This is a genomic window from Chryseobacterium oranimense (assembly GCF_900129755.1).
GTDB classification, from domain to species: Bacteria; Bacteroidota; Bacteroidia; order Flavobacteriales; family Weeksellaceae; genus Chryseobacterium; species Chryseobacterium oranimense.
This window is the reverse complement of sequence record NZ_FQWT01000006.1, coordinates 247,955-269,327: the sequence shown is the minus strand read 5'-3', so window position 1 is coordinate 269,327 and position 21,373 is coordinate 247,955. Positions and strand designations below refer to the sequence as shown.

The following is a 21,373-nucleotide window of genomic DNA, read 5'->3' as shown; positions in this document are numbered from 1 at the left end:
AGAGGTGAGTTTTTGTATTCTTATAAAAACATATTGAAAAACAATGTTTTATGAAGGAATATTACTCATTTGTGTGTTTATCCGTTTGATAGTGAAAAAATATATAATACCTGTACTGATAGCCTTGTCTTTATTGTCATGTGCCAAAAAAGAAGAAGAAAAAGTACTCCAGGCGAAAAAAGGTTTTGAGTTAAGTAATACAATGCTCAACGCTATTACCCTGGCTAAAGTTGAAAGAAAAAACGTAGAAGATCAATATAGCTTTTACGGAAAAATATCTGCTGATAAAAACAGCTACATTGATGTCTATCCTTTGGTGGGCGGAAACGTTCTAAGCGTTAATGCCGAGCTTGGTGACTATGTAAAAAAAGGGCAGGTACTGGCAACCATCAGAAGTACCGAGTTGGCGGAAGTCCAAAAAGATGTAAGTGATGCAAAAACCGATTTAGTGGTTGCTCAAAATAACCTTCGTGTAGCCAAAGAAATGTACGAAGGAAAACTGAATACGGAAAGAGAAGTTCTTGAAGCGAAAAGCGTCCTTCAGAAAGCCCAGGACCAAATGCAGCGGGCTGCTGCCGTAAGTACGGTGTATAATGTGAAAAAAGGAAATATCTACAGTGTTGTTGCTCCCATCAGCGGCTACATTGTTCAGAAAAACATTAATAAAGACATGCAGCTGAGAAGTGACAGAAGCGAAAATATTTTTGATGTAGCCAATACAACAAATGTATGGGCCATCATGAATGTAAACGAATCGGATATTGAAAAAATAAGCCTGGGAATGAAAGCACAGGTTTCCACACTGTCCTACCCGGATAAAGTTTTTGATGGGAGAATTGATAAAATATTCAAGATTATTGATCCCGAAACCAATGCTATGCAGGCAAGGGTGGTGCTGGATAACGCCAACGGTCTTTTAATCCCGGAAAGCAAAGCAACCATCAAGGTTTCAAGCTCGGAAAGCAATACTGCGCTCACTGTACCTTCAAAAGCAGTGATTTTTGATGACAACAGAAGCTTTGTAGTGGTTTTTAAATCCAGAACAGATATAAAAATCAAAGAAATAAAAATATTAAAACAGGTGGGAGATATCACCTACGTAGCCGAAGGCTTGTCTGAAGGAGAAGAAGTGATCACCAATAACCAGCTGCTGATCTACCGTTCCCTGAACAGTTAATTTAAGTAAGGAAAACTTAGCAGGTTCTGCTTGGGCGGTTTTATAATCCTTGAACCCTTAAATCTGCTTAATGGTTTAGAAAACTATTTAAAATTGAAATGTTCAAAATAATTTTCTAAAATTTTTTTCAACGGCTTTTTTAGGTCATCAATGTAATCGATCATGAATAAATTCATTAAAAATATAATTGCTTTTTCGTTAAAAAACAAAGCATTTACCTTTATCTGGGTGGCTATTCTCGCTATTGCCGGTTTTATAAGCTTCAAAAATATGCCCATTGAAGCTTTTCCCGATGTCACCAATACCCAGATTGTTATTATAACCCAATGGAATGGACGGAGTGCAGAAGAAGTGGAACGCTTTGTGACTACCCCCATCGAATTGGCCATGAGCCCGGTCCAGAAGAAAACCAGTGTGAGAAGTACCACGATGTTCGGTCTCTCCATTGTTAAAATTCTTTTCGACGACGGGGTGGATGATACTTTTGCCAGAAATCAGGTCAATAACCAATTAAGAACCGTAAGCCTTCCTGATGAGGTGGATCCGGAAGTTCAGCCACCCTACGGGCCTACCGGGGAAATTTTCAGATATACCCTGGAAAGTAAAACAAAAGATTCAAGAGAACTGCTGACCCTGCAGAACTGGGTGATCGACCGTGCATTGAGAGGTGTTCCGGGAGTGGCAGATATCAATGTTTTCGGAGGCCAGGATAAAGTTTTTGAATTGAGTATCGATCCCAGAGCCCTGGACAAGTACAACCTTACACCGCTTCAGGTATATGATGCTGTTACCAAAAGCAATCTAAATGTTGGGGGTGATGTGATCGAAAAAAACGGACAGGCCTATGTAGTACGCGGAATAGGATTAGTAAAATCCATAAATGATATCGGTAACATTACCATCCAGAATGACAACGGAAACCCGGTGCTGGTAAAGAATGTAGCGGATGTACATGAAAGTTCAATGCCAAGGGTAGGGCAGGCCGGCCTTAATAATCATGAAGATACGGTAGAAGGAATTGTTGTGATGAGAAAAGGGGAAAACCCTCGTGAAGTTCTGGTGGGCGTAAAAGCAAAGATTAAAGAACTTAACGAAAAAATCCTTCCAAAAGATGTGAAAATGGTAACGTTCTACGATCGTGACAATCTGATGGACTTCACCACCCACACCGTAATGCATAACCTTATTGAAGGAATCATTCTGGTTACCGTAATTGTCCTGATCTTTATGGCAGACTGGAGGACCACGCTGATCGTTTCCATCATTATTCCGCTGTCCTTGCTGTTTGCATTCTTATGTTTAAAACTGGCAGGAATGAGTGCCAATCTGCTTTCATTGGGAGCAGTGGATTTCGGGATTATTATTGACGGAGCCGTCGTCATGGTGGAAGGTCTCTTTGTAATGCTCGATCATAAAGCACTTAAATACGGAACGGAAAAATTTAACAAACTGTCCAAAGGAGGATGGATCAAACAGACCGGGACAGGTTTAGGAAAGGCAATCTTCTTTTCAAAACTAATCATCATCACCTCCCTGATTCCTATCTTTTCGTTTCAGAAAGTAGAAGGGAAAATGTTCTCGCCCTTGGCATTCACTTTAGGATTTGCTTTGATAGGTGCACTGATATTCACCTTAACCCTGGTTCCTGTTCTTTCTCATATTTTATTAAACAAGAATGTAAAAGAAAAAAACAACCCGTTTGTGAATTTCTGGGACAGGATTGTACTGAAAGGATTCAACTATACTTTTAAACATAAAAAAATGAGTTTAGTGATTGCTGTTTCCTTCATGGTTGTTACCTTATTCTCCGGAAAATTCCTGGGAACGGAATTCCTTCCCCAGCTGAATGAAGGTTCCCTTTGGATCACTGCAGAAATGCCAATGAGCTCATCCCTAAAGGAATCCCTGAAAACAGCTGATCTTTTGAAGAAAGACATTATGAGTTTTCCAGAAGTTACAGATGTTCTTGCACAGACAGGACGGAGCAATGACGGAACAGACCCGAACGGTTTCGGATTTGTGCAGTTTGCCGTAAACCTTAAGCCAAAGGAAGAGTGGAAACGAAGCATCAGCTACGAAGAACTCATTGAAGAGATTGATAAAAAGCTTAGAAGTTACCAGGGGATTACCTTCAATTATTCCCAGCCGATTTCGGATAATGTAGCGGAAGCCGTAGCCGGCTTCAAAGCGGAAAACGGAATCAAGATCTATGGAGATAACCTTGAAACACTGGATAAACTGGCTGATGAGGTGTTAAAACAGATCAAAGATGTAGACGGGGTAAAAGATCCGGGAATCATTAAAAATATCGGTCAGCCGGAAGTAAGTGTAGTTCTGGACAGGGATAAAATGGCAGCTTACGGAGTGATGCCCGATGATGCACAGTCTGTGCTGGAAATGGCCTTCGGAGGTAAAACCGCTTCAGAAATGTTTGATGGCGAGAGAAAATTCCCGATCCGACTCAGATATTCCCAGGAATACAGGAAAGACGAAAATGATATCGCTTCCCTGATGGTTCCTACCCAGGACGGAACAAAAATCCCGCTGAAAGAGATCAGTACCATTGTAAAAGATAACGGAGCCGCATTCATTTACAGGGATGATATTAAAAGGTATATCGGCGTTAAATTCTCCATCCGCGACAGGGATTTGGGAAGCACCATTGCTGATGCTCAGAAAAAAGTGGCCAATATTGAGCTTCCGGACGGTTACTCCATCGGTTGGACGGGACAGTTTGAAAACCAGCAGAGAGCCTCACACCGGTTGGCGCAGGTTGTACCGATCAGTATTCTGGGGATTTTCTTCTTACTGTTCATCCTTTTCGGAAACATGAAAGATTCATTGCTGGTATTGGCGAACGTTCCTTTTGCACTGATCGGAGGGATTATTGCCCTGCATCTTACCGGAATAAATTTTGGAATCTCGGCAGGAGTGGGGATGATCGCCCTACTCGGAATCTGTATTCAGAACGGAGTGATCCTCATTACAGAGTTCCACCAGAATGTCAAGAACGGGCTGAGTCTGGATGATGCCATACTCAGTGGGGTAAAATCAAGAACACGTCCGGTGATTATGACTGCCTTAATGGCCTCGATAGGATTAATGCCCGCTGCATTGTCCACGGGAATTGGTTCGGAGTCCCAAAAACCTTTAGCCATTGTCATTATCGGTGGGCTGATTACAGCAACAGTATTAACGCTGCTTATTTTCCCGATTATCTTCTGGATCTTCAACAGGACTAGAAAGTCCCAACAGATTTAAATATTTCTTCTATTCTATATTTTGAAGCGCGGCAAACGTAGTTTGCCGCGCTTCTTGCATCGAAATAATGTGTCTTCTTAAAGCCGCAATCCTGCACTTTCCTGATGGTACTTCGTGTATTACCTTCAAAAATGGTTCAGCTGAAGAATCATAATAAAGAAATATCACAAAAAAGAAGCTTAACTATACAGGGTTTATGATATATACTGGAAAAGATCTGTTGCGGTTTTATCCTGAGGAATTTTAAAGACAGATGAAATATTTTTCTATCCTATACCATTCATAATTAGCCAGATACTTTATCCTGCATCATAAAAACGTTAATATTCATTTTTTTCAATCCGGAAATTTGTGTAAATTTGCAGTCTCAATACATCGAAATATAAGGTTTGTGCTTCTTTGATTGAATATTGAAACTTTTTTAAATAAAAAGGTTTTGGTATTTAAAAAATCATTATATTTGCACACCGAAAAATTGAAAAATAATAAAATAAATAATTTTAAATCATGGCAAAGGAAACGTTTAATCGTAACAAACCACACTTGAACATTGGTACTATTGGTCACGTTGACCATGGTAAAACTACACTTACAGCTGCTATTTCTGCTGTATTAGCTAGCAAAGGTCTTGCTGAGAAAAAAGACTTCTCTGCGATTGACTCTGCTCCAGAAGAAAAAGAAAGAGGTATTACTATCAATACTGCTCACATTGAATACGAAACTGTAAAAAGACACTATGCTCACGTTGACTGTCCAGGTCACGCCGACTATGTTAAGAACATGGTAACTGGTGCTGCTCAGATGGATGGAGCTATCGTAGTATGTGCTGCAACTGACGGTCCAATGCCTCAGACAAGAGAACATATCCTACTTTGCCGTCAGGTAAACGTACCTAAGATCGTTGTTTTCATGAACAAAGTTGACATGGTGGATGATCCAGAATTGTTAGAGCTTGTTGAAATGGAACTTAGAGATCTATTAGCTACTTATGATTTCGACGGAGATAACTCTCCAGTAATTCAAGGTTCTGCTCTTGGTGCACTTACTGCTGCTACTGAAGGTAACTCTGAAGATAAGTGGTTCAAAACTGTTGAAGCTCTAATGGATGCAGTTGATGAGTGGATCGACGAGCCGGTAAGAGATACAGATAAGCCATTCTTGATGCCTATCGAAGACGTATTCTCTATTACAGGTAGAGGTACTGTTGCTACAGGTAGAATCGAAGCTGGTATTATCAACACTGGTGACCCAGTTGATATCGTAGGTATGGGTGATGAAAAATTAACTTCTACTATTACAGGAGTTGAGATGTTCAGAAAAATCCTAGACAGAGGTGAAGCTGGTGATAACGTAGGTCTATTGTTGAGAGGTATTGAAAAAACTGACATCAAGAGAGGTATGGTTATCGCTAAGAAAGACTCTGTGAAGCCACACAAAAAATTCAAAGCATCTGTTTATATCCTTTCTAAAGAAGAAGGTGGACGTCACACTCCATTCCACAACAAATACCGTCCTCAGTTCTACGTAAGAACTACTGACGTTACAGGTGAGATCTTCTTACCAGAAGGTGTAGAAATGGTAATGCCTGGTGATAACTTGGAAATTACTGTAGAATTACTACAACCAATCGCTCTTAACGAGGGTCTTAGATTCGCGATCAGAGAAGGAGGTAGAACAGTAGGTTCTGGTCAGGTTACTGAAATCCTAGACTAATCATCTTAAAATAAATAAAGCTTCCGGAAGGAAACTCTCGGAAGCTTTTTATCTACGGGCATCGTCCAATGGTAGGATACCGGTCTCCAAAACCGTTGATCAGGGTTCGAATCCTTGTGCCCGTGCAAATATTAATTATGAGTTCATTTGTCGATTTTTTAAAAGGTTCTTATAACGAATTCAGACATAAAGTTGAATGGCCAAAGTGGGCTGATCTTCAGTCTTCTACTATTGTAGTAACTATTGCTACAGTGATTTTGGCATTATTTACCTTTGGAGTTGATGAATTGTTTTCAAAAGCAATCAGCAACATAATAGGAATGCTAATTAACGTGTTCAACTAATAAAAGTGTTTTCCCATAATGAGCGAATTGAAATGGTATGTGCTGAAAGCAATCAGCGGACAGGAAAATAAAGTGAAAAACTACATTGAGACGGAAATCAAACGTTTAGGGTTTGAGCAGTACGTTACTCAGGTGGTTATTCCTATGGAAAAGGTTATTCAGATCAGAAACGGAAAAAAAGTTCCTAAAGAGAAGCCTTACTATCCTGGATACTTAATGATAGAAGCTGATCTGATGGGAGAGATTCCTCACGTGATTAAAAATATTCCGGGAGTAATATCTTTCTTAAGTTTAACGAAAGGAGGAGATCCCGTTCCAATGAGAAAATCTGAAGTAAACAGAATGTTGGGAAGAATGGATGAACTTTCAGAATTTGCAACAGATGTTGAAATCCCATATATTGTAGGTGAAAACGTTAAAGTAATTGACGGACCTTTCAATGGATTCAACGGAACTGTAGAGAAGATTCTTGAAGACAAAAAGAAAATTGAAGTTTCTGTACTGATCTTCGGTAGAAAAACTCCAATGGAACTTAGCTATATGCAAGTAGAAAAAGTATAATCATTACTTTTAAAATATATAAAGACTGCTGAAAAGCGGTCTTTTTTTTGTGCCGGATTTTAATATTGAACAATCAAATCTTCAAAATTCTATTCATACAGCTAGGGATAATTTTATTGGACCGTAGATGAGAACATGGTCGGAAACATATTCATTATAATATTGAATAGAAGTTTCAATGAGTTTAAATGGTATATTAAATTCTCTTTAAAGTGACCTTTAACTTTATGTATTTGAAAAATATTAGTTAAATTTATAGGACAAACTATAACATTAAAACTAATAACATGAAGAAAATCTTTCTCTTGACTTTATTGTCATGCATGGCTTTCAGCAAAGCACAAAGCTGGTCACTAACGGGTAATTCGGGTACAGATCCTGCAACTAACTTTATCGGAACAACGGATAATAAGGATTTAGTCTTCAAGACTAACAATGCCGAGCGGTTTAAAATTGCCGATGGCAGAATGTTTTTCAATATCAATACAGTCGATGGTGATGGTATTGACATTATTGATAATACCCCGAATAAAAACAGCGGAACAGACGTGGTGTGGATTAAAAGCGTTCATCCTCAGTCTAATGATGTCGGGCTTTTAACTATATCTACTGCCAACTGGCAATATCCTATATTTTCCGCCAGGGAAAACGGGAAAATTCTAATGGGAGTCAATGCTTACAATTCTTCTCTGGCCTCTTGCACAGACTGTAGTAATTACAGGCTCTTTGTAAAAGATGGAATTAAAACTGAAAAAATTAAAGTTGAATTTGCCAGTGCTAATGGGTGGGCGGATTATGTATTTAGTGATGATTATAAATTGCTGCCTTTACATGAACTAAAGAAATTTATAACTCAGAATAAGCACCTGCCTGAAATTCCTTCTGCAGATGAGGTAGTAAAGAACGGAGTTGAATTAAAAGAAATGAATGTTCTTTTATTGAAAAAGATAGAGGAACTTACTTTACATCTGATTGATTTAAATGAAAAGCTGGAAAAGCAGGACAAAAAAATACAACAATTAGAAAAAAATAAATAATGAAAAAAGTTTTCTTTTTCTTAATTGTATGCAATGTATTTGTTACTTTCAAATCACAGACAGAGCTTCAGTCAAGAACTTGTATAATAGATACAAGTAAAAAGAACTCTACCGGTGATGTGCAAAAAAACAATACCAACTGCGGTAATACTTCATGGTATTACAATCAAAACGGACATGATAATCCCAGGTATATTCCCCAGGTAAGCGATGATGTTATCTATGTGAAGCTGAACTTTATTTTCCCTACCAGGCCAGACGGAAAAGGGAATTTTGAACAAAACAACCCTGAGCATACCGCATTTCTCAATAGTTTTGTAGATATGATCAATTATCGACTGGCCAATCTGGGAAGTCCGGTAAGCGGGTGTGAAAATTCCTCTCAGCAAATCTCTGATACAAAGATTAGAGTTATTGTAAATAAAATCTGGAAAGTAGATCCTGCATGGGATTATCTGATAACCGGTTTTAATCCGGCCAACAATAATCCGTATGATAATAACAGTGTTTTAATACCAGGATCTACCTATTACTACTCTTATTATGATAATGATCCAAGTATTCCTCCTGGAATAAACATTACATTTTCCAATAACGGACAGATATATTCTGAATACGAAAATGGTAATTATACGCAGACTCCTTTAGGCTGGGCCGCTTCAGAGTTTCCATTTTATAACCAGTTTGATGCAAAATCCAGACAGTTCTGGCCGGATATTTATAACGGTTTTATTCATAGAAAGCAACATGCGGTAGGTAACCCTGTCTTCGGAAGTCCTACATGGGATACCGTAAAACAGTGGTATTATTCTGATTTGGGAGCAAGAGCAATGGTTCATGAACTAGGGCATAATCTGGGTCTGTATCATCATGACTGTGGATCAAATTTGATGAGTTACTCATCAGGTAATCACGATTATCTGAGTATTGAAGATGTCTCAATGATGTTTCAAACGGCATCAGTTTCAAGTGTAAGGCAGTATTTTACAGAAAATTCATTTAAAAATACTTACTTAAACGTGAATTCTGATGAGCTTTGGGATATTAACTTTAGAAATTACTCAAATGTTAAGATTGACAATAATTCAAGTTTAAAGACAACATGTAAATTGATAATGGCTCCTCAAAGCAGAGTTATTGTTAAAAACGGAAGTAACTTTATCATTGAAGGTGCGGATGTAAGATCGGCAAATGATACCTCATGGAATGGAATAAAAGTAGAGGGAAATGCATACTGCTTAATTTTACCGGATACAAAAATAGACAACGGTTATTTTTATGTTTACACAGATAACTCACCTTTGCCAGCCAGTAAAAAAGTATTAGAAAAAGAGGCAGAAAAACCGGAATCAAATGTAAAAGGAGAAGGTAAATTGTCTGCTTCGGATTTATTTAAAATTTATCCTAATCCTACAGGTGACTTTGTTAATATCCAGACTGATGATGAAATTCTATCAGTTTCTATCTATAATGCTTCCGGGCAGAGAGTAATAAATCTTACAGGGAAAGTTAATAAAATAGATGTACAGTCTATTCCGTCAGGAATGTATTTACTGGAAATCAAAACAAAAAATAAAGTGGTAACCGAAAAGTTTATCAAAAAATAATAATTAAGTAAAATTAAATTATTAACAAGAGGTTAATTACTGTCCGGAAACGGGCAGTAATTTTTTTTGAGTAGTTTTTCAATACGTTCCATAGTTTCCGGAAAGTTTTAATATAATGAATAGAATTATGATGATAAAGCCAACATTCTGTATTACAGGAGCCATTTGTGAAGGTTCAGCTCTTCGTTTCATATGAATGCAGTCAAAAAAATATTCTGAATTCTTTCTAAAAATCAGTACATTCCATTTGCTATTTCAAAAATATTTTATAATTTTGCAGTCCGAAAAGTAGATTTACTGTATGTGAGTCGGTAATCTGCTGAATAATAAATGCTTCCAAACTCATTAATTATTCAAACTAAAAAAATTAAAAATGGCTAAGAAAGTCTTTAAAATGGTAAAGCTTCAGGTGAAAGGTGGCGCAGCTAACCCTTCTCCACCAGTAGGTCCGGCATTGGGTTCCGCAGGTGTGAACATCATGGAGTTTTGTAAGCAATTTAACGGGAGAACCCAAGATAAGCCAGGGCAAGTTTTACCTGTAGTAATTACAGTATACGAAGACAAATCTTTTGAATTCGTTATCAAAACTCCACCTGCAGCAATTCAGTTGATGGATGCGGCTAAAATCAAAGGGGGTTCCGGAGAACCAAACAGAAACAAAGTAGGTTCTGTATCTTGGGATCAGGTGAAGAAAATCGCTGAGGATAAAATGACTGACCTTAACTGCTTTACAATGGATTCTGCAGTTTCTATGGTTGCAGGTACTGCTAGATCTATGGGATTAAGAGTAACAGGAACTAAACCAACTTTTAACGCTTAAAACTATTAGAAATGGCAAAATTGACTAAAAAGCAAAAGGAAGCTTTAAGCAAAGTAGAAAAAGGAAGAATCTATAACCTTGAAGAAGGTTCTGCTCTTGTAAAAGAAGTAAACACTACAAAATTTGATGCTTCTGTAGATATCGCTGTAAGATTGGGTGTAGATCCAAGAAAAGCAAACCAGATGGTAAGAGGGGTAGTATCTCTTCCTCACGGTACTGGTAAAGATGTTAAAGTTTTAGCATTGGTTACACCAGATAAAGAAGCTGAAGCAAAAGAAGCTGGAGCGGATTATGTAGGTCTTGACGAATATTTACAAAAAATAAAAGAAGGCTGGACAGATGTTGACGTTATCGTTACTATGCCGGCTGTTATGGGTAAATTAGGTCCATTAGGTAGAGTGTTAGGTCCAAGAGGTCTTATGCCAAACCCTAAATCAGGTACTGTAACTATGGAAATTGGTAAAGCGGTAACTGAAGTGAAAGCAGGTAAAATTGATTTCAAAGTTGACAAATACGGTATTATCCACGCTGGTATTGGTAAAGTATCTTTCGATGCTGCTAAAATCAAGGAAAATGCTCAGGAATTGATCCAGACTTTGATCAAAATGAAACCTACTGCTGCTAAAGGGACTTATGTGAAGAGCATTTACTTGTCTTCTACAATGAGCCCGGGTATTGCAATTGATACTAAATCTGTTAACTAATAATAATCCTTAAGACAATGACAAAAGACCAAAAAGTTGTAGCAATACAAGAGATCAAAGATTTGCTTCAGGATGCTAAAGTAGTTTATGTAGCAGATCTAGAAGGTTTGAACGCTGCTAAATCATCTGATTTCAGAAGACAAGCTTTCAAACAAAATATCAAAGTGAAAGTAGTAAAAAATACACTTTTACAAAAAGCAATGGAGCAGATTGAAGGAGTAGATTACTCTGAAATGTTTGATACTTTCAAAGGTAACTCTGCTTTAATGGTTGCAGAAACAGCTAACGCTCCTGCAAAATTAATCAAAGACTTTAGAAAGAAAGACGAGAAGCCGGCTTTGAAGTCTGCTTTTGTACAGGAAACTTTCTATGTTGGTGACAACAACCTTGATGCTTTAGTAAGCATTAAGTCTAGAGAAGAAATGATCGGTGAAATCATCGGATTACTTCAGTCTCCAATTCAAAGAGTTGTTTCTGCTCTTCAAAACAAACCTGAAACAGTAGAAGCTAAAGCTGAAGAAGCTGCTGCACCTGCTGTAGAAGAAACTCCTGCTGAGGCAGCTCCTGAAGCTCCTGCTGCAGAAAGCACTGACGAAACGCCAGCTGCTGAATAATTACACTCAAAAAATTAAATAAATAATCAACAAAAACATTACAACAATGTCAGATTTAAAAAATTTAGCTGAAACGCTAGTAAACTTAACAGTAAAAGACGTAAATGAATTAGCTGCTATCCTTAAGGATGAGTACGGAATTGAGCCAGCTGCTGCTGCTGTAGTAGTTGCAGGTGGAGCTGCAGGAGGTGAAGCTGCTGAAGAAAAGACTGAATTCGATGTAATTCTTAAGTCTGCAGGTGCTTCTAAATTAGCTATCGTTAAATTAGTAAAAGATTTAACTGGTGCTGGTCTTAAAGAAGCTAAAGATATCGTAGACGGTGCTCCTGCTCCAATCAAGCAAGGTGTATCTAAAGACGAAGCTGAAGCTCTTAAGAAGCAATTAGAAGAAGCTGGTGCTGAAGTAGAATTGAAATAATTCAATTTACCCATAAAATAAGAAGCCCGGACAGTAATGTCCGGGCTTTTTTTTGTTTTTATAACTAATAAAAATTGCCAATAATTCATAAAAGTATTTGAATATGTTTGATTTATATAATTTAATATTTAATTATTATTGACGATTATTCATCATTTTCTAATTTAACGTATTTATTATTCACAGGATTCTTTATTTTTCATAAAAATTTAATACAAAAAGATTGTTTTAATTGTAAAATTACTATATTTGTACTCGAAAAAACACACACATACATAATTTGAAAAGAAGTTACTTTTTCTTCTATGGCTATGCTGTAGCATATTGTATTAATATGTTGTTGGCAGGGCAGATAGGAAATTCCGGCAATACATATTTAACAGTACAAAGTTCTGCTGTTTCATCGTGGTGCTTTTATTCCTCGGGCTTTAATTACAAAGCCGACAATCCCAAAAAATATTCAGAGAAAGATAGAACTCCTGCTTTCACTAAGGTCGTTGCGAAAATAAGTAAGCTTTATGTAGCTGCTAGTTGGCATAATTCGCTTTGCAATATGGCAGAGACCACACTGTCACATATATCAGGAATCCATTACATTAAAGATTCGAAAAATGTAGAAGGTTTTCATGATATAACTGAATTTCCGGATAAACTATCTTAAAATCTATTGAATAAACAGCTATTCATTCGCTAAGAAGAAACATACTTTTCATTTCTTAGAAGAATGATATCCATAAAATAAACACACAAAAAAACAATATCAATAAGGATGAAAAACAGATTATTTATGATTGCACTACCTGTATAAATTCAACATAACGTCAATTGGAACAAGTACATGTTTGAAGATAAATATCTTCATACAGTTCCTCCTTTGCCTGAAAGTAAAAATTGACTCTTTCTAAAATAAAAAAAACACACACAAAATAAAAACACACAAAAAAAGACAAATATCACTAGAAATGAAAAACAGATTATTTACGATTGCGGCTATGTCAGTATGTTTTGGCATAAACGCACAGGTTGGAATAAATACAGATCAGGGGCAGGCAACTCTTGATGTAGTAGGACTTCCGACAAATACGAGCAAGCCTGACGGTATTATTGCTCCAAGGCTATCATTAAGTCAGCTGGCTGCTAAAACGTATGCTGCTGCTCAAACAGGAGCTTTGGTATATGTTACATCAATTAATGCTACCCCTGCATCTGTTACAATTAATGTAACAACTCCAGGATATTACTATTTCGATGGAGCGCTATGGCAGAAACAAACCGGCACAGAATGGCAGATTAAAGGAAATGCAGTAGGAGAAATTTCTACGACCACTGAAGTTTTAGGAGCTGCACCTGCTTCTGCTAATTACCTGGGCCCTAAAGGAGCGGCTGATCTGGTAATGATAAGTGCGAATAAAGTGCATGCCGTTCTTGACGCTGCAGGAGGATTGTCAGGAGGGGGTGAAAACGCTTCAGGCCTTTCCTGGGGAAATTCAAATGTTATTAACACTACTTCAAACAATATAGCTCTTGGTAAAGGAAATACGGCTACTACTTCAGGAGTCAATTTCCCGGCTGTTGCTATTGGTTCCAATAACAGTGCAGTAGGAGGAGGTAAAGTTTTTGGGAATAATAATTCAACTTTATCCAATGCCAATTTTGCTTTTGGAGCTTTTAACACTACTGGTAATTCAGTTGCCGTGGCAGTAGGACATACCAACAACGCTACCAATGGAGGATTTGCTTTCGGAGCAAACAATGTTGTTACCCTGAATAATTTTGCTTTCGGAAGCAATAATACAGTGGGGGGAACATCAGGTTCTATTGCGATCGGAATTAGCGGAACCTCACAGGCTAATCAATCAACTTATGCTAATACCAGCCATGTTTTTTCAGGACAAGGGGCTGTAGGTACGGTGATTTCGGATGTGGGGATTAATGTAACTCCTAATCTGGCAAACTTTGCAGATTTAGAAGTAAGCAAGGCTGTTCAGATAAAAGCTACAGGTCCAAGACCGACATGTGATGCGTCCAATGCAGGAACAATAATATATGAAGTAACTACGACTCTGGGAGTAACCACTGGTAATTTTGTTGGCTGCAGGCAGACTGGCAATTCTGCGTATGGATGGCAGTCATTATAATAAGACACAAATTTTAACGATAAATAAAAACAAGAACAAAAATGGCAAAAAAATTATTCGAGAAATTGGCAGTCATGCTGGTGATATTTATGATGTCAGCGGCTGTATCTGCTCAAAAAGGTTATGAACCTATCCGAGGGATGGGTGTGGAAGCGAAGCCTGTAAACAATTCAGGTATTTGTCTGGCGTGCTATAACGGAAGTATGAATCCGGTAATAGATGCGAGTTTGGATAACAGCGTAAGCATGGGTAACTTTGCTTCTTTAGTAAGCGGAAACGGTATATCTGTGAAAAACACAAATACGACTTATCCTGCTGGTTATATTACAGGTTTTAATGTTGACTTAGGGACTAGCTTCATTACAGTAGACCTGTTGAGTTCGCTAAGAATCAGCACCTATAAAAATGGAGTGCTTCAGGAATCTACTACAAGTGCTACTTTATTATCAGTTCCTGCATTCGGGGGAAGTAAAAACAGAATTTTCCTGCATTTTAAAACAACAAAGGAATTTAACGAAGTAAGATTATACCAAACCAATGTGCTGTCTATTTTCAGTGCAATGAATGTATATTATGCTTTTGCATTCGATCCTACTAAAGTTCCTGTAGATAACAATGGAATTTGTGATGATATTATCGCTGGAAGCGGTGTGGATGGAAATGTTTCAGGAAGCAGCAGCTTCATTGCTCCACTTTCTTTTGTTCAGAACAGAGAGAAAATTGGGGATGGAGACAAGAATTCTTATGGATCAATTGTATTACCCGCTGGACTTCTTGGATCTTATTCAGTAGGAGTTTTGGATAAAAACCAGGTGTACCCTGCAGGAAACAAAGCAGGTTTTGTAATTTCTCCTGATGATGAAGGAAAACTTTTAAGTGCAGAATTCTTAAAAAATATTACAGTAGAAACTTATTTATATGGCCAGCTTCAGGATTCCAAAACATTATCTGATGGTGGTGGCTTAATCAATATCAAAGTTCTTGGTTTTGGTAGTGGAAAACAAAAAGTTTCGGTTACTACAACTAAGCCTTTTAACGAAGTACGTTTAAAAGTTACTCAGACTTTAGGGGTTAACATCGGATCTTTAAAAGTGTATTATGCATTTGAAGAGCCTGCATCTTGCGACTGTAATGATAAAATTCAGACAAGTGGTTCTGCAATCCCTGGAAACATAGTATCAGGTTCCAGCTGGACTTCAGGTCCTGGGCTTTTTGGTCTTATTTTAGCCAAAATGGTTGATCCGGGAAATATTGTGGATACCAATACTTCAAACTATGCTACAGCAACTATCCCTGCCGCTTCAATACTAAGTATTTTCTCAGCTTATGCTACAGTGAGCACGAACAGTCTTCTTCCTGCCAATACATATGCGGGATTTACGATAGAGAAAGCAGCAAACTTAATTGGGGTAAGTGTTCTTGAAAATATTACGGTAACACTTTATAATAATAATACGCAAACAGATGTATTTACCAGCACAGGAAGCTTAATCAGCGGAAACTTCTTTACTACGGACTCTAATAAATTCTATGTAGGAGGTAAGGCAACCAAGCCTTTCAACCGTATTAAAGTGACTTTCTATAGTGGTACAGGAGTACGTATTCCTCAAAACTACTATATCTATAATGCATTTGCCAGCAGAGATGATGATAACGATGGAGTGCCAAACTGCTTCGACCAGTGTCCTAACGGTAACGACAGTATAGATAATAACGGTAACGGTATTCCTGATTGTGCTGAAGGATGTACAGCAGTAAATGACAAATCTCCTACTATTGATACAGATGGTGACGGAATTATGGATGCATGTGATCTTGACTCTGATAACGATGGTATTCCGGATGCTTTAGAAGATCTTGATAACAATGGTAAATTTGAAGATGATGATTTGGAAGGAGTATTTGGTCCTGTTCAGGTATTAGGAGACGGAATTTCCAGCTATTTGGATTTGGATTCCGATAACGATGGTATTTTAGATTTATTTGAATCTGGTATTCCAACATCAGTAATCAATCAGATAGATGCAGATCACAATGGTGTTATTGATGCCGGTGTAGCTGTAGGAACTAATGGTATTGCAGATATTTTAGAAACTTCTCCGGATTCTGGAGTATTAAAATACCCTCTTAAAAATACAGATGGAGACGACAAGCCAGACTTCGTTGACTTAAATTCAAACGGAACTGATTATGACCTGTGGGCTATCGGTAAAGATAATCTGGATGACTTTGGAGTAGGATTTATTTCCAGAATCAATGATGCTGATAAAGACGGTATCCAGGCTGTAGTAGATACAGACCTTGTGAAGAGAGGAGCACCTGATTCTCCGCTTTCACCTTATGCTGCATTCGCTAAAAACGGATTGACATCTGCTGCGAAAGGAATCACAGGTTCTGATGTTACTTCAACTGCAAGCGATATCAATGTATATCCTAACCCGGTAAAATCTGGTGAAAACTTAAATGTTAAATCCAGAGAAGAAGGAACTTACGCACTATTCTCTGCTCAGGGGCAGCTGGTTAAATCAGGTAAATTCTCCGGAAATGCCGAAATTAACACAGCTTCACTACCTGCAGGTGTTTATATTGTGAAAATAGAGACTAAATCAACAATGAAATCTTATAAGATCATTGTAAAATAATTTCAAACTCTATATAATTACAGGCCGTCCCTCTGAGGACGGCCTTTTTATTTAAAAAACTTTTAACGCTCTCAAAATGAATAAGTTTTATTTGTCTATATGATGGAAATTTTGTACCTTTGTCCCTCTTTTGGCGCGAATAATTGTTTGTAAATCTATAAAATATTGAAAATCAGCTCTTTCATGAAAATAATGAAAGAGGTTTCTCGTATATAGATACTGCGGCGGATTCTGCCTCAAAAGTAAATAAAAATATTTTGCATTACGTTGTGAAAAGATATACCAGCGTTGCAGTTAGAAGTTAGATTAAAGACCTTTTAGAATAAAGAACAAAGAATAAGGACCGATAATTGCGCCAAAATTTTCTCACGTATTCTTTCTCTTTCATCTTTTTTCTTTGTCTTCTTCTGATATTTTTGAATAAATCAAAATATTTTTTAACCCTTTCTTAAAAGTTTTATGAGTAAAACAACAGCAACAACAAGGGGGAATCAGAGAATTAATTTCTCATCAGCTAAAGGAAAAATCATCACTCCTGACTTTCTGGACATCCAGCTTGAGTCATTCAGAGATTTTTTCCAGCTTGATACCCTTCCAGAAGACAGAACAGACGAAGGTTTATACAGAACCTTCCAGGAAAACTTCCCAATCACCGATTCCAGAAATCAGTTTGTATTGGAATTTCTTGATTATCTGGTAGATTCTCCACGTTATTCAATTGACGAGTGTGTGGAAAGAGGATTAACATATTCAGTGCCTCTTAAAGCAAGACTTAAATTGTATTGTACAGACCCTGAGCACGAGGATTTCCAGACTGTGGTTCAGGATGTATACTTAGGCCCGGTTCCTTACATGACGCCTAGCGGATCTTTCATCATCAATGGTGCAGAGAGAGTTATCGTTACGCAGTTACACCGTTCACCAGGTGTATTCTTCGGACAGACTTACCACGCAAACGGGACCAAACTGTACTATTCAAGAATTATTCCTTTCAAAGGATCTTGGATGGAATTTACGACCGATATCAACAGCGTAATGTACGCTTATATCGACCGTAAGAAAAAGTTACCATTAACTACCCTTTTAAGAGCTATCGGTTACGAATCTGATAAAGATATCCTTCAGATCTTCGACCTTGCTGAAGAAGTGAAAGTTTCTAAGGCTGCCCTTAAAAAAGTAGAAGGAAGAACATTGGCTGCGAGAGTATTGAACACATGGTTCGAGGATTTCGTAGACGAAGATACAGGTGAAGTAGTTTCTATCGAAAGAAACGAAATCATCTTGGATAGAGAGACTATTCTTGAAAAAGAACATTTGGATCTGATTCTTGATGCTGGTGTGAAATCGATCCTGATTCACAAAGAAAACAGCAACGAATTCTCTATCATCCAGAATACATTACAGAAAGACCCTACTAACTCTGAAAAAGAGGCAGTAGAGTATATCTACCGTCAGTTAAGAAATGCAGATCCGCCAGATGAGGAAACAGCAAGAGGAATTATTGAGAAATTATTCTTCTCTGAGCAAAGATATTCTCTTGGTGAAGTAGGACGTTACAGACTAAACAAAAAGTTAGGTCTGAACATCCCGACTACTACTGAAGTTCTTACAAAAGAAGACATCATTGCTATCGTAAGACACTTAATTGAGCTTGTAAACTCTAAAGCTGAGGTTGATGATATCGACCACTTATCAAACAGAAGAATTAAAACTGTTGGTGAGCAATTGGCAGGACAGTTCGGGGTAGGTCTTTCAAGAATTGCAAGAACCATCAAGGAGAGAATGAACGTTAGAGATAACGAAATCTTTACTCCGCTTGATCTTGTTAATGCTAAAACTTTAACATCTGTAATCAACTCATTCTTCGGTACCAACCAGCTTTCTCAGTTCATGGACCAGACCAACCCGCTTTCAGAAATCACGCACAAGCGTAGACTTTCTGCACTAGGGCCTGGTGGTTTATCAAGAGAAAGAGCAGGTTTCGAGGTTCGTGACGTTCACCATACCCACTACGGAAGAATTTGCCCGATTGAAACTCCGGAAGGACCAAACATCGGTTTGATCTCCTCTTTAGGTATTTATGCTAAGATCAATAACCTTGGTTTCATCGAAACTCCATACAGAAAAGTAGAAGACAGTAAGATAGACCTTTCTGCAGATCCTATCTATCTGAATGCAGAAGACGAAGAAGACAAAGTAATTGCTCAGGCAAACGTGGAGCTGAACGACAACGGAGAATTCTTAACAGACAGGATTATTGCAAGATTGGATGGTGACTACCCGGTAGTTGAACCTTCTCAGGTTAACCTTATCGATGTAGCACCAAACCAGATTTCCGGTATCTCCGCTTCATTGATTCCATTCCTGGAGCATGATGATGCGAACCGTGCATTGATGGGATCCAACATGATGCGTCAGGCCGTTCCTCTATTGAAGCCGCAAGCTCCGATCGTGGGTACAGGTCTGGAACAGCAGGTTGCTAAAGATTCAAGAATTTTGATCAATGCTGAAGGGACAGGTATCGTAGAATATGTAGATGCTGATAAGATCACTATTAAATACGAAAGAAGCGAAGACGAAGACTTGGTACAGTTTGAGTCCGCTACGAAAACATACAACCTTACCAAGTTCAGAAAAACCAACCAGAGTACTACCATTACCCTGAGACCAAACGTAAGAGTAGGTGAAACGGTACAGAAAGGACAGGTACTTTGCGACGGTTATGCAACTGAAAACGGAGAACTTGCTCTTGGTAGAAACTTAGTGGTTGCGTTCATGCCTTGGAAAGGATATAACTTCGAGGATGCGATCGTAATTAACGAAAAAGTGGTTCGTGAAGACTGGTTTACTTCAATCCACGTAGATGAATATTCTCTTGAAGTTCGTGATACCAAATTAGGTATGGAAGAGCTTACGGCAGATATTCCTAACGTTTCTGAAGAAGCTACCAAAGATCTTGACGAGAACGGTATGATCAGAATCGGCGCTGAAGTGAAGCCTGGAGATATCATGATCGGTAAGATCACTCCAAAAGGTGAATCTGATCCGACTCCTGAAGAAAAACTTCTTAGAGCCATCTTCGGTGACAAAGCCGGTGATGTAAAAGATGCTTCATTAAAAGCAGACTCTTCACTAAGAGGTGTTGTGATCAACAAAAAATTGTTCTCAAGAAACATTAAAGATAAAAAGAAGAGAACTGAAGAAAAACTTAAACTTGAAGAAATTGAAAACACTTACAAGGCTAAGTTTGATGAGCTGAGAAATACTTTAATTGAAAAATTAAATACACTGGTAGGCGGTAAAACTTCTCAGGGAGTTACCAATGACCTTGATGAGGAAATCATCGGAAAAGGTGTGAAATTCACTCATAAATTACTTACTTCAGTTGAAGATTACGTAAACGTAAGCGGTGCAGACTGGACTGTAGATAATGATAAGAATGAATTGGTTAAACAATTGATTCACAACTATAAAATCAAGTACAATGATATCCAGGGAGTTAAAAACCGTGAGAAATTTGCAATTTCAATCGGAGATGAGCTTCCGGCAGGTATCATGAAGTTGGCTAAAGTTTATATCGCTAAAAAACGTAAACTGAATGTAGGGGATAAAATGGCAGGACGTCACGGTAACAAAGGTATCGTTTCAAGAATCGTTCGTGAAGAAGATATGCCATTCCTTGAGGACGGAACACCGGTAGATATCGTATTGAATCCACTTGGGGTACCTTCCCGTATGAATATCGGACAGATTTATGAAACAGTTCTTGGATGGGCTGGTCAGAAATTGGGTATGAAGTTCGCTACACCAATCTTCGATGGAGCTACTCTTGATCAGATCACTGAATATACAGAGAAAGCAGGTCTTCCTAAATTCGGTAACACCCACCTTTACGATGGAGGTACCGGGGAAAGATTTACACAGCCGGCTACGGTTGGGGTAATCTACATGCTGAAACTGGGACACATGGTTGATGATAAGATGCACGCACGTTCTATCGGACCTTACTCATTGATTACTCAGCAGCCGTTAGGAGGTAAAGCTCAGTTCGGTGGTCAGAGATTCGGAGAGATGGAGGTTTGGGCTCTTGAAGCATTCGGAGCTTCCAACATCTTGAGAGAGATCCTTACAGTGAAGTCAGATGACGTGATTGGTAGAGCGAAAACTTATGAAGCAATTGCAAAAGGTGAATCTATGCCTGAACCAGGTATTCCGGAATCATTCAATGTATTACTTCACGAGCTACAAGGTCTTGGATTAGACGTAAGACTAGAGGAATAATTTTAAATTTTAAATTATAAATGTTGAATGGTAACATTCAAAAATTAATCTAAAAT

General features: G+C 38.0%; 15 protein-coding genes and 1 tRNA gene. All 16 read left to right on the top strand.

Annotation, left to right across the window (positions count from 1 at the left end; all coding sequences use genetic code 11):
- Window positions 1-91 precede the first annotated feature (91 nt).
- The 16 genes from BUB03_RS17980 (at window position 92) to rpoB (ending at window position 21,317) form a co-directional block, all read left to right on the top strand.
- On the top strand, window positions 92-1,177 hold the full coding sequence (locus BUB03_RS17980; protein ID WP_073065786.1) for an efflux RND transporter periplasmic adaptor subunit: 1,086 nt from the start codon (window positions 92-94) through the stop codon (window positions 1,175-1,177).
- 162 nt (window positions 1,178-1,339) lie between these two features.
- Window positions 1,340-4,438 (top strand): efflux RND transporter permease subunit, encoded by a 3,099-nt coding sequence (locus BUB03_RS17975; protein ID WP_073065752.1) that lies wholly within the window; start codon window positions 1,340-1,342, stop codon window positions 4,436-4,438.
- Window positions 4,439-4,945: 507 nt separating this feature from the next.
- On the top strand, window positions 4,946-6,151 hold the full coding sequence (tuf, locus tag BUB03_RS17970; protein WP_040997418.1) for an elongation factor Tu: 1,206 nt from the start codon (window positions 4,946-4,948) through the stop codon (window positions 6,149-6,151).
- A gap of 54 nt (window positions 6,152-6,205) precedes the next feature.
- A tRNA-Trp gene (locus BUB03_RS17965) sits at window positions 6,206-6,276 on the top strand.
- Window positions 6,277-6,288: 12 nt separating this feature from the next.
- Complete coding sequence (gene secE, locus BUB03_RS17960; protein WP_034702507.1) at window positions 6,289-6,495, top strand: preprotein translocase subunit SecE; 207 nt, start codon at window positions 6,289-6,291, stop codon at window positions 6,493-6,495.
- A gap of 18 nt (window positions 6,496-6,513) precedes the next feature.
- Window positions 6,514-7,056 carry a transcription termination/antitermination protein NusG gene (nusG, locus tag BUB03_RS17955; RefSeq protein WP_040997417.1) on the top strand — a complete coding sequence of 181 codons (543 nt, stop codon included), beginning with the start codon at window positions 6,514-6,516 and terminating at the stop codon, window positions 7,054-7,056.
- Window positions 7,057-7,343: 287 nt separating this feature from the next.
- A complete protein-coding gene (locus BUB03_RS17950) occupies window positions 7,344-8,093 on the top strand; it encodes a hypothetical protein (protein ID WP_139258919.1) in 750 nt (249 codons plus the stop codon).
- Complete coding sequence (locus BUB03_RS17945) at window positions 8,093-9,700, top strand: zinc-dependent metalloprotease (RefSeq protein WP_073065747.1); 1,608 nt, start codon at window positions 8,093-8,095, stop codon at window positions 9,698-9,700. The genes BUB03_RS17950 and BUB03_RS17945 overlap by 1 nt, the downstream gene beginning before the upstream one ends.
- 373 nt (window positions 9,701-10,073) lie before the next feature.
- Entirely contained in the window at window positions 10,074-10,520 is a 447-nt protein-coding gene (gene rplK / locus BUB03_RS17940; protein ID WP_034702033.1) for a 50S ribosomal protein L11, read from the top strand.
- 11 nt (window positions 10,521-10,531) lie between these two features.
- The gene (rplA, locus tag BUB03_RS17935; RefSeq protein WP_040997412.1) at window positions 10,532-11,224 is read left to right on the top strand and encodes a 50S ribosomal protein L1; all 693 of its coding nucleotides are present in this window, start codon (window positions 10,532-10,534) and stop codon (window positions 11,222-11,224) included.
- Between the two features lie 17 nt (window positions 11,225-11,241).
- Window positions 11,242-11,838, top strand: coding sequence for a 50S ribosomal protein L10 (gene rplJ / locus BUB03_RS17930; protein ID WP_040997410.1), 597 nt, complete (start codon window positions 11,242-11,244; stop codon window positions 11,836-11,838).
- A gap of 46 nt (window positions 11,839-11,884) precedes the next feature.
- The gene (gene rplL / locus BUB03_RS17925) at window positions 11,885-12,256 is read left to right on the top strand and encodes a 50S ribosomal protein L7/L12 (RefSeq protein ID WP_040997408.1); all 372 of its coding nucleotides are present in this window, start codon (window positions 11,885-11,887) and stop codon (window positions 12,254-12,256) included.
- Between the two features lie 280 nt (window positions 12,257-12,536).
- Complete coding sequence (locus tag BUB03_RS17920; protein ID WP_139258917.1) at window positions 12,537-12,917, top strand: hypothetical protein; 381 nt, start codon at window positions 12,537-12,539, stop codon at window positions 12,915-12,917.
- Window positions 12,918-13,218: 301 nt separating this feature from the next.
- Window positions 13,219-14,394 carry a hypothetical protein gene (locus tag BUB03_RS17915; RefSeq protein ID WP_139258915.1) on the top strand — a complete coding sequence of 392 codons (1,176 nt, stop codon included), beginning with the start codon at window positions 13,219-13,221 and terminating at the stop codon, window positions 14,392-14,394.
- A gap of 41 nt (window positions 14,395-14,435) precedes the next feature.
- Window positions 14,436-17,036: a T9SS type A sorting domain-containing protein gene (locus BUB03_RS17910; RefSeq protein ID WP_073065739.1), complete on the top strand. Its 2,601-nt coding sequence runs from the start codon at window positions 14,436-14,438 to the stop codon at window positions 17,034-17,036.
- 459 nt (window positions 17,037-17,495) lie between these two features.
- Window positions 17,496-21,317: a DNA-directed RNA polymerase subunit beta gene (gene rpoB, locus BUB03_RS17905; RefSeq protein ID WP_040997400.1), complete on the top strand. Its 3,822-nt coding sequence runs from the start codon at window positions 17,496-17,498 to the stop codon at window positions 21,315-21,317.
- The last annotated feature ends 56 nt before the right edge of the window (window positions 21,318-21,373 follow it).

Bases quoted from the DNA above. Each gene is read 5' to 3' on its own strand.
- BUB03_RS17975 (WP_073065752.1), top strand. From the start codon at position 1,340: ATGAATAAATTCATTAAAAATATAATTGCTTTTTCGTTAAAAAACAAA.
- tuf (WP_040997418.1), top strand. From the start codon at position 4,946: ATGGCAAAGGAAACGTTTAATCGTAACAAACCACACTTGAACATTGGT.
- secE (WP_034702507.1), top strand. From the start codon at position 6,289: ATGAGTTCATTTGTCGATTTTTTAAAAGGTTCTTATAACGAATTCAGA.
- nusG (WP_040997417.1), top strand. From the start codon at position 6,514: ATGAGCGAATTGAAATGGTATGTGCTGAAAGCAATCAGCGGACAGGAA.
- BUB03_RS17950 (WP_139258919.1), top strand. From the start codon at position 7,344: ATGAAGAAAATCTTTCTCTTGACTTTATTGTCATGCATGGCTTTCAGC.
- BUB03_RS17945 (WP_073065747.1), top strand. From the start codon at position 8,093: ATGAAAAAAGTTTTCTTTTTCTTAATTGTATGCAATGTATTTGTTACT.
- rplK (WP_034702033.1), top strand. From the start codon at position 10,074: ATGGCTAAGAAAGTCTTTAAAATGGTAAAGCTTCAGGTGAAAGGTGGC.
- rplA (WP_040997412.1), top strand. From the start codon at position 10,532: ATGGCAAAATTGACTAAAAAGCAAAAGGAAGCTTTAAGCAAAGTAGAA.
- rplJ (WP_040997410.1), top strand. From the start codon at position 11,242: ATGACAAAAGACCAAAAAGTTGTAGCAATACAAGAGATCAAAGATTTG.
- rplL (WP_040997408.1), top strand. From the start codon at position 11,885: ATGTCAGATTTAAAAAATTTAGCTGAAACGCTAGTAAACTTAACAGTA.
- BUB03_RS17915 (WP_139258915.1), top strand. From the start codon at position 13,219: ATGAAAAACAGATTATTTACGATTGCGGCTATGTCAGTATGTTTTGGC.
- BUB03_RS17910 (WP_073065739.1), top strand. From the start codon at position 14,436: ATGGCAAAAAAATTATTCGAGAAATTGGCAGTCATGCTGGTGATATTT.
- rpoB (WP_040997400.1), top strand. From the start codon at position 17,496: ATGAGTAAAACAACAGCAACAACAAGGGGGAATCAGAGAATTAATTTC.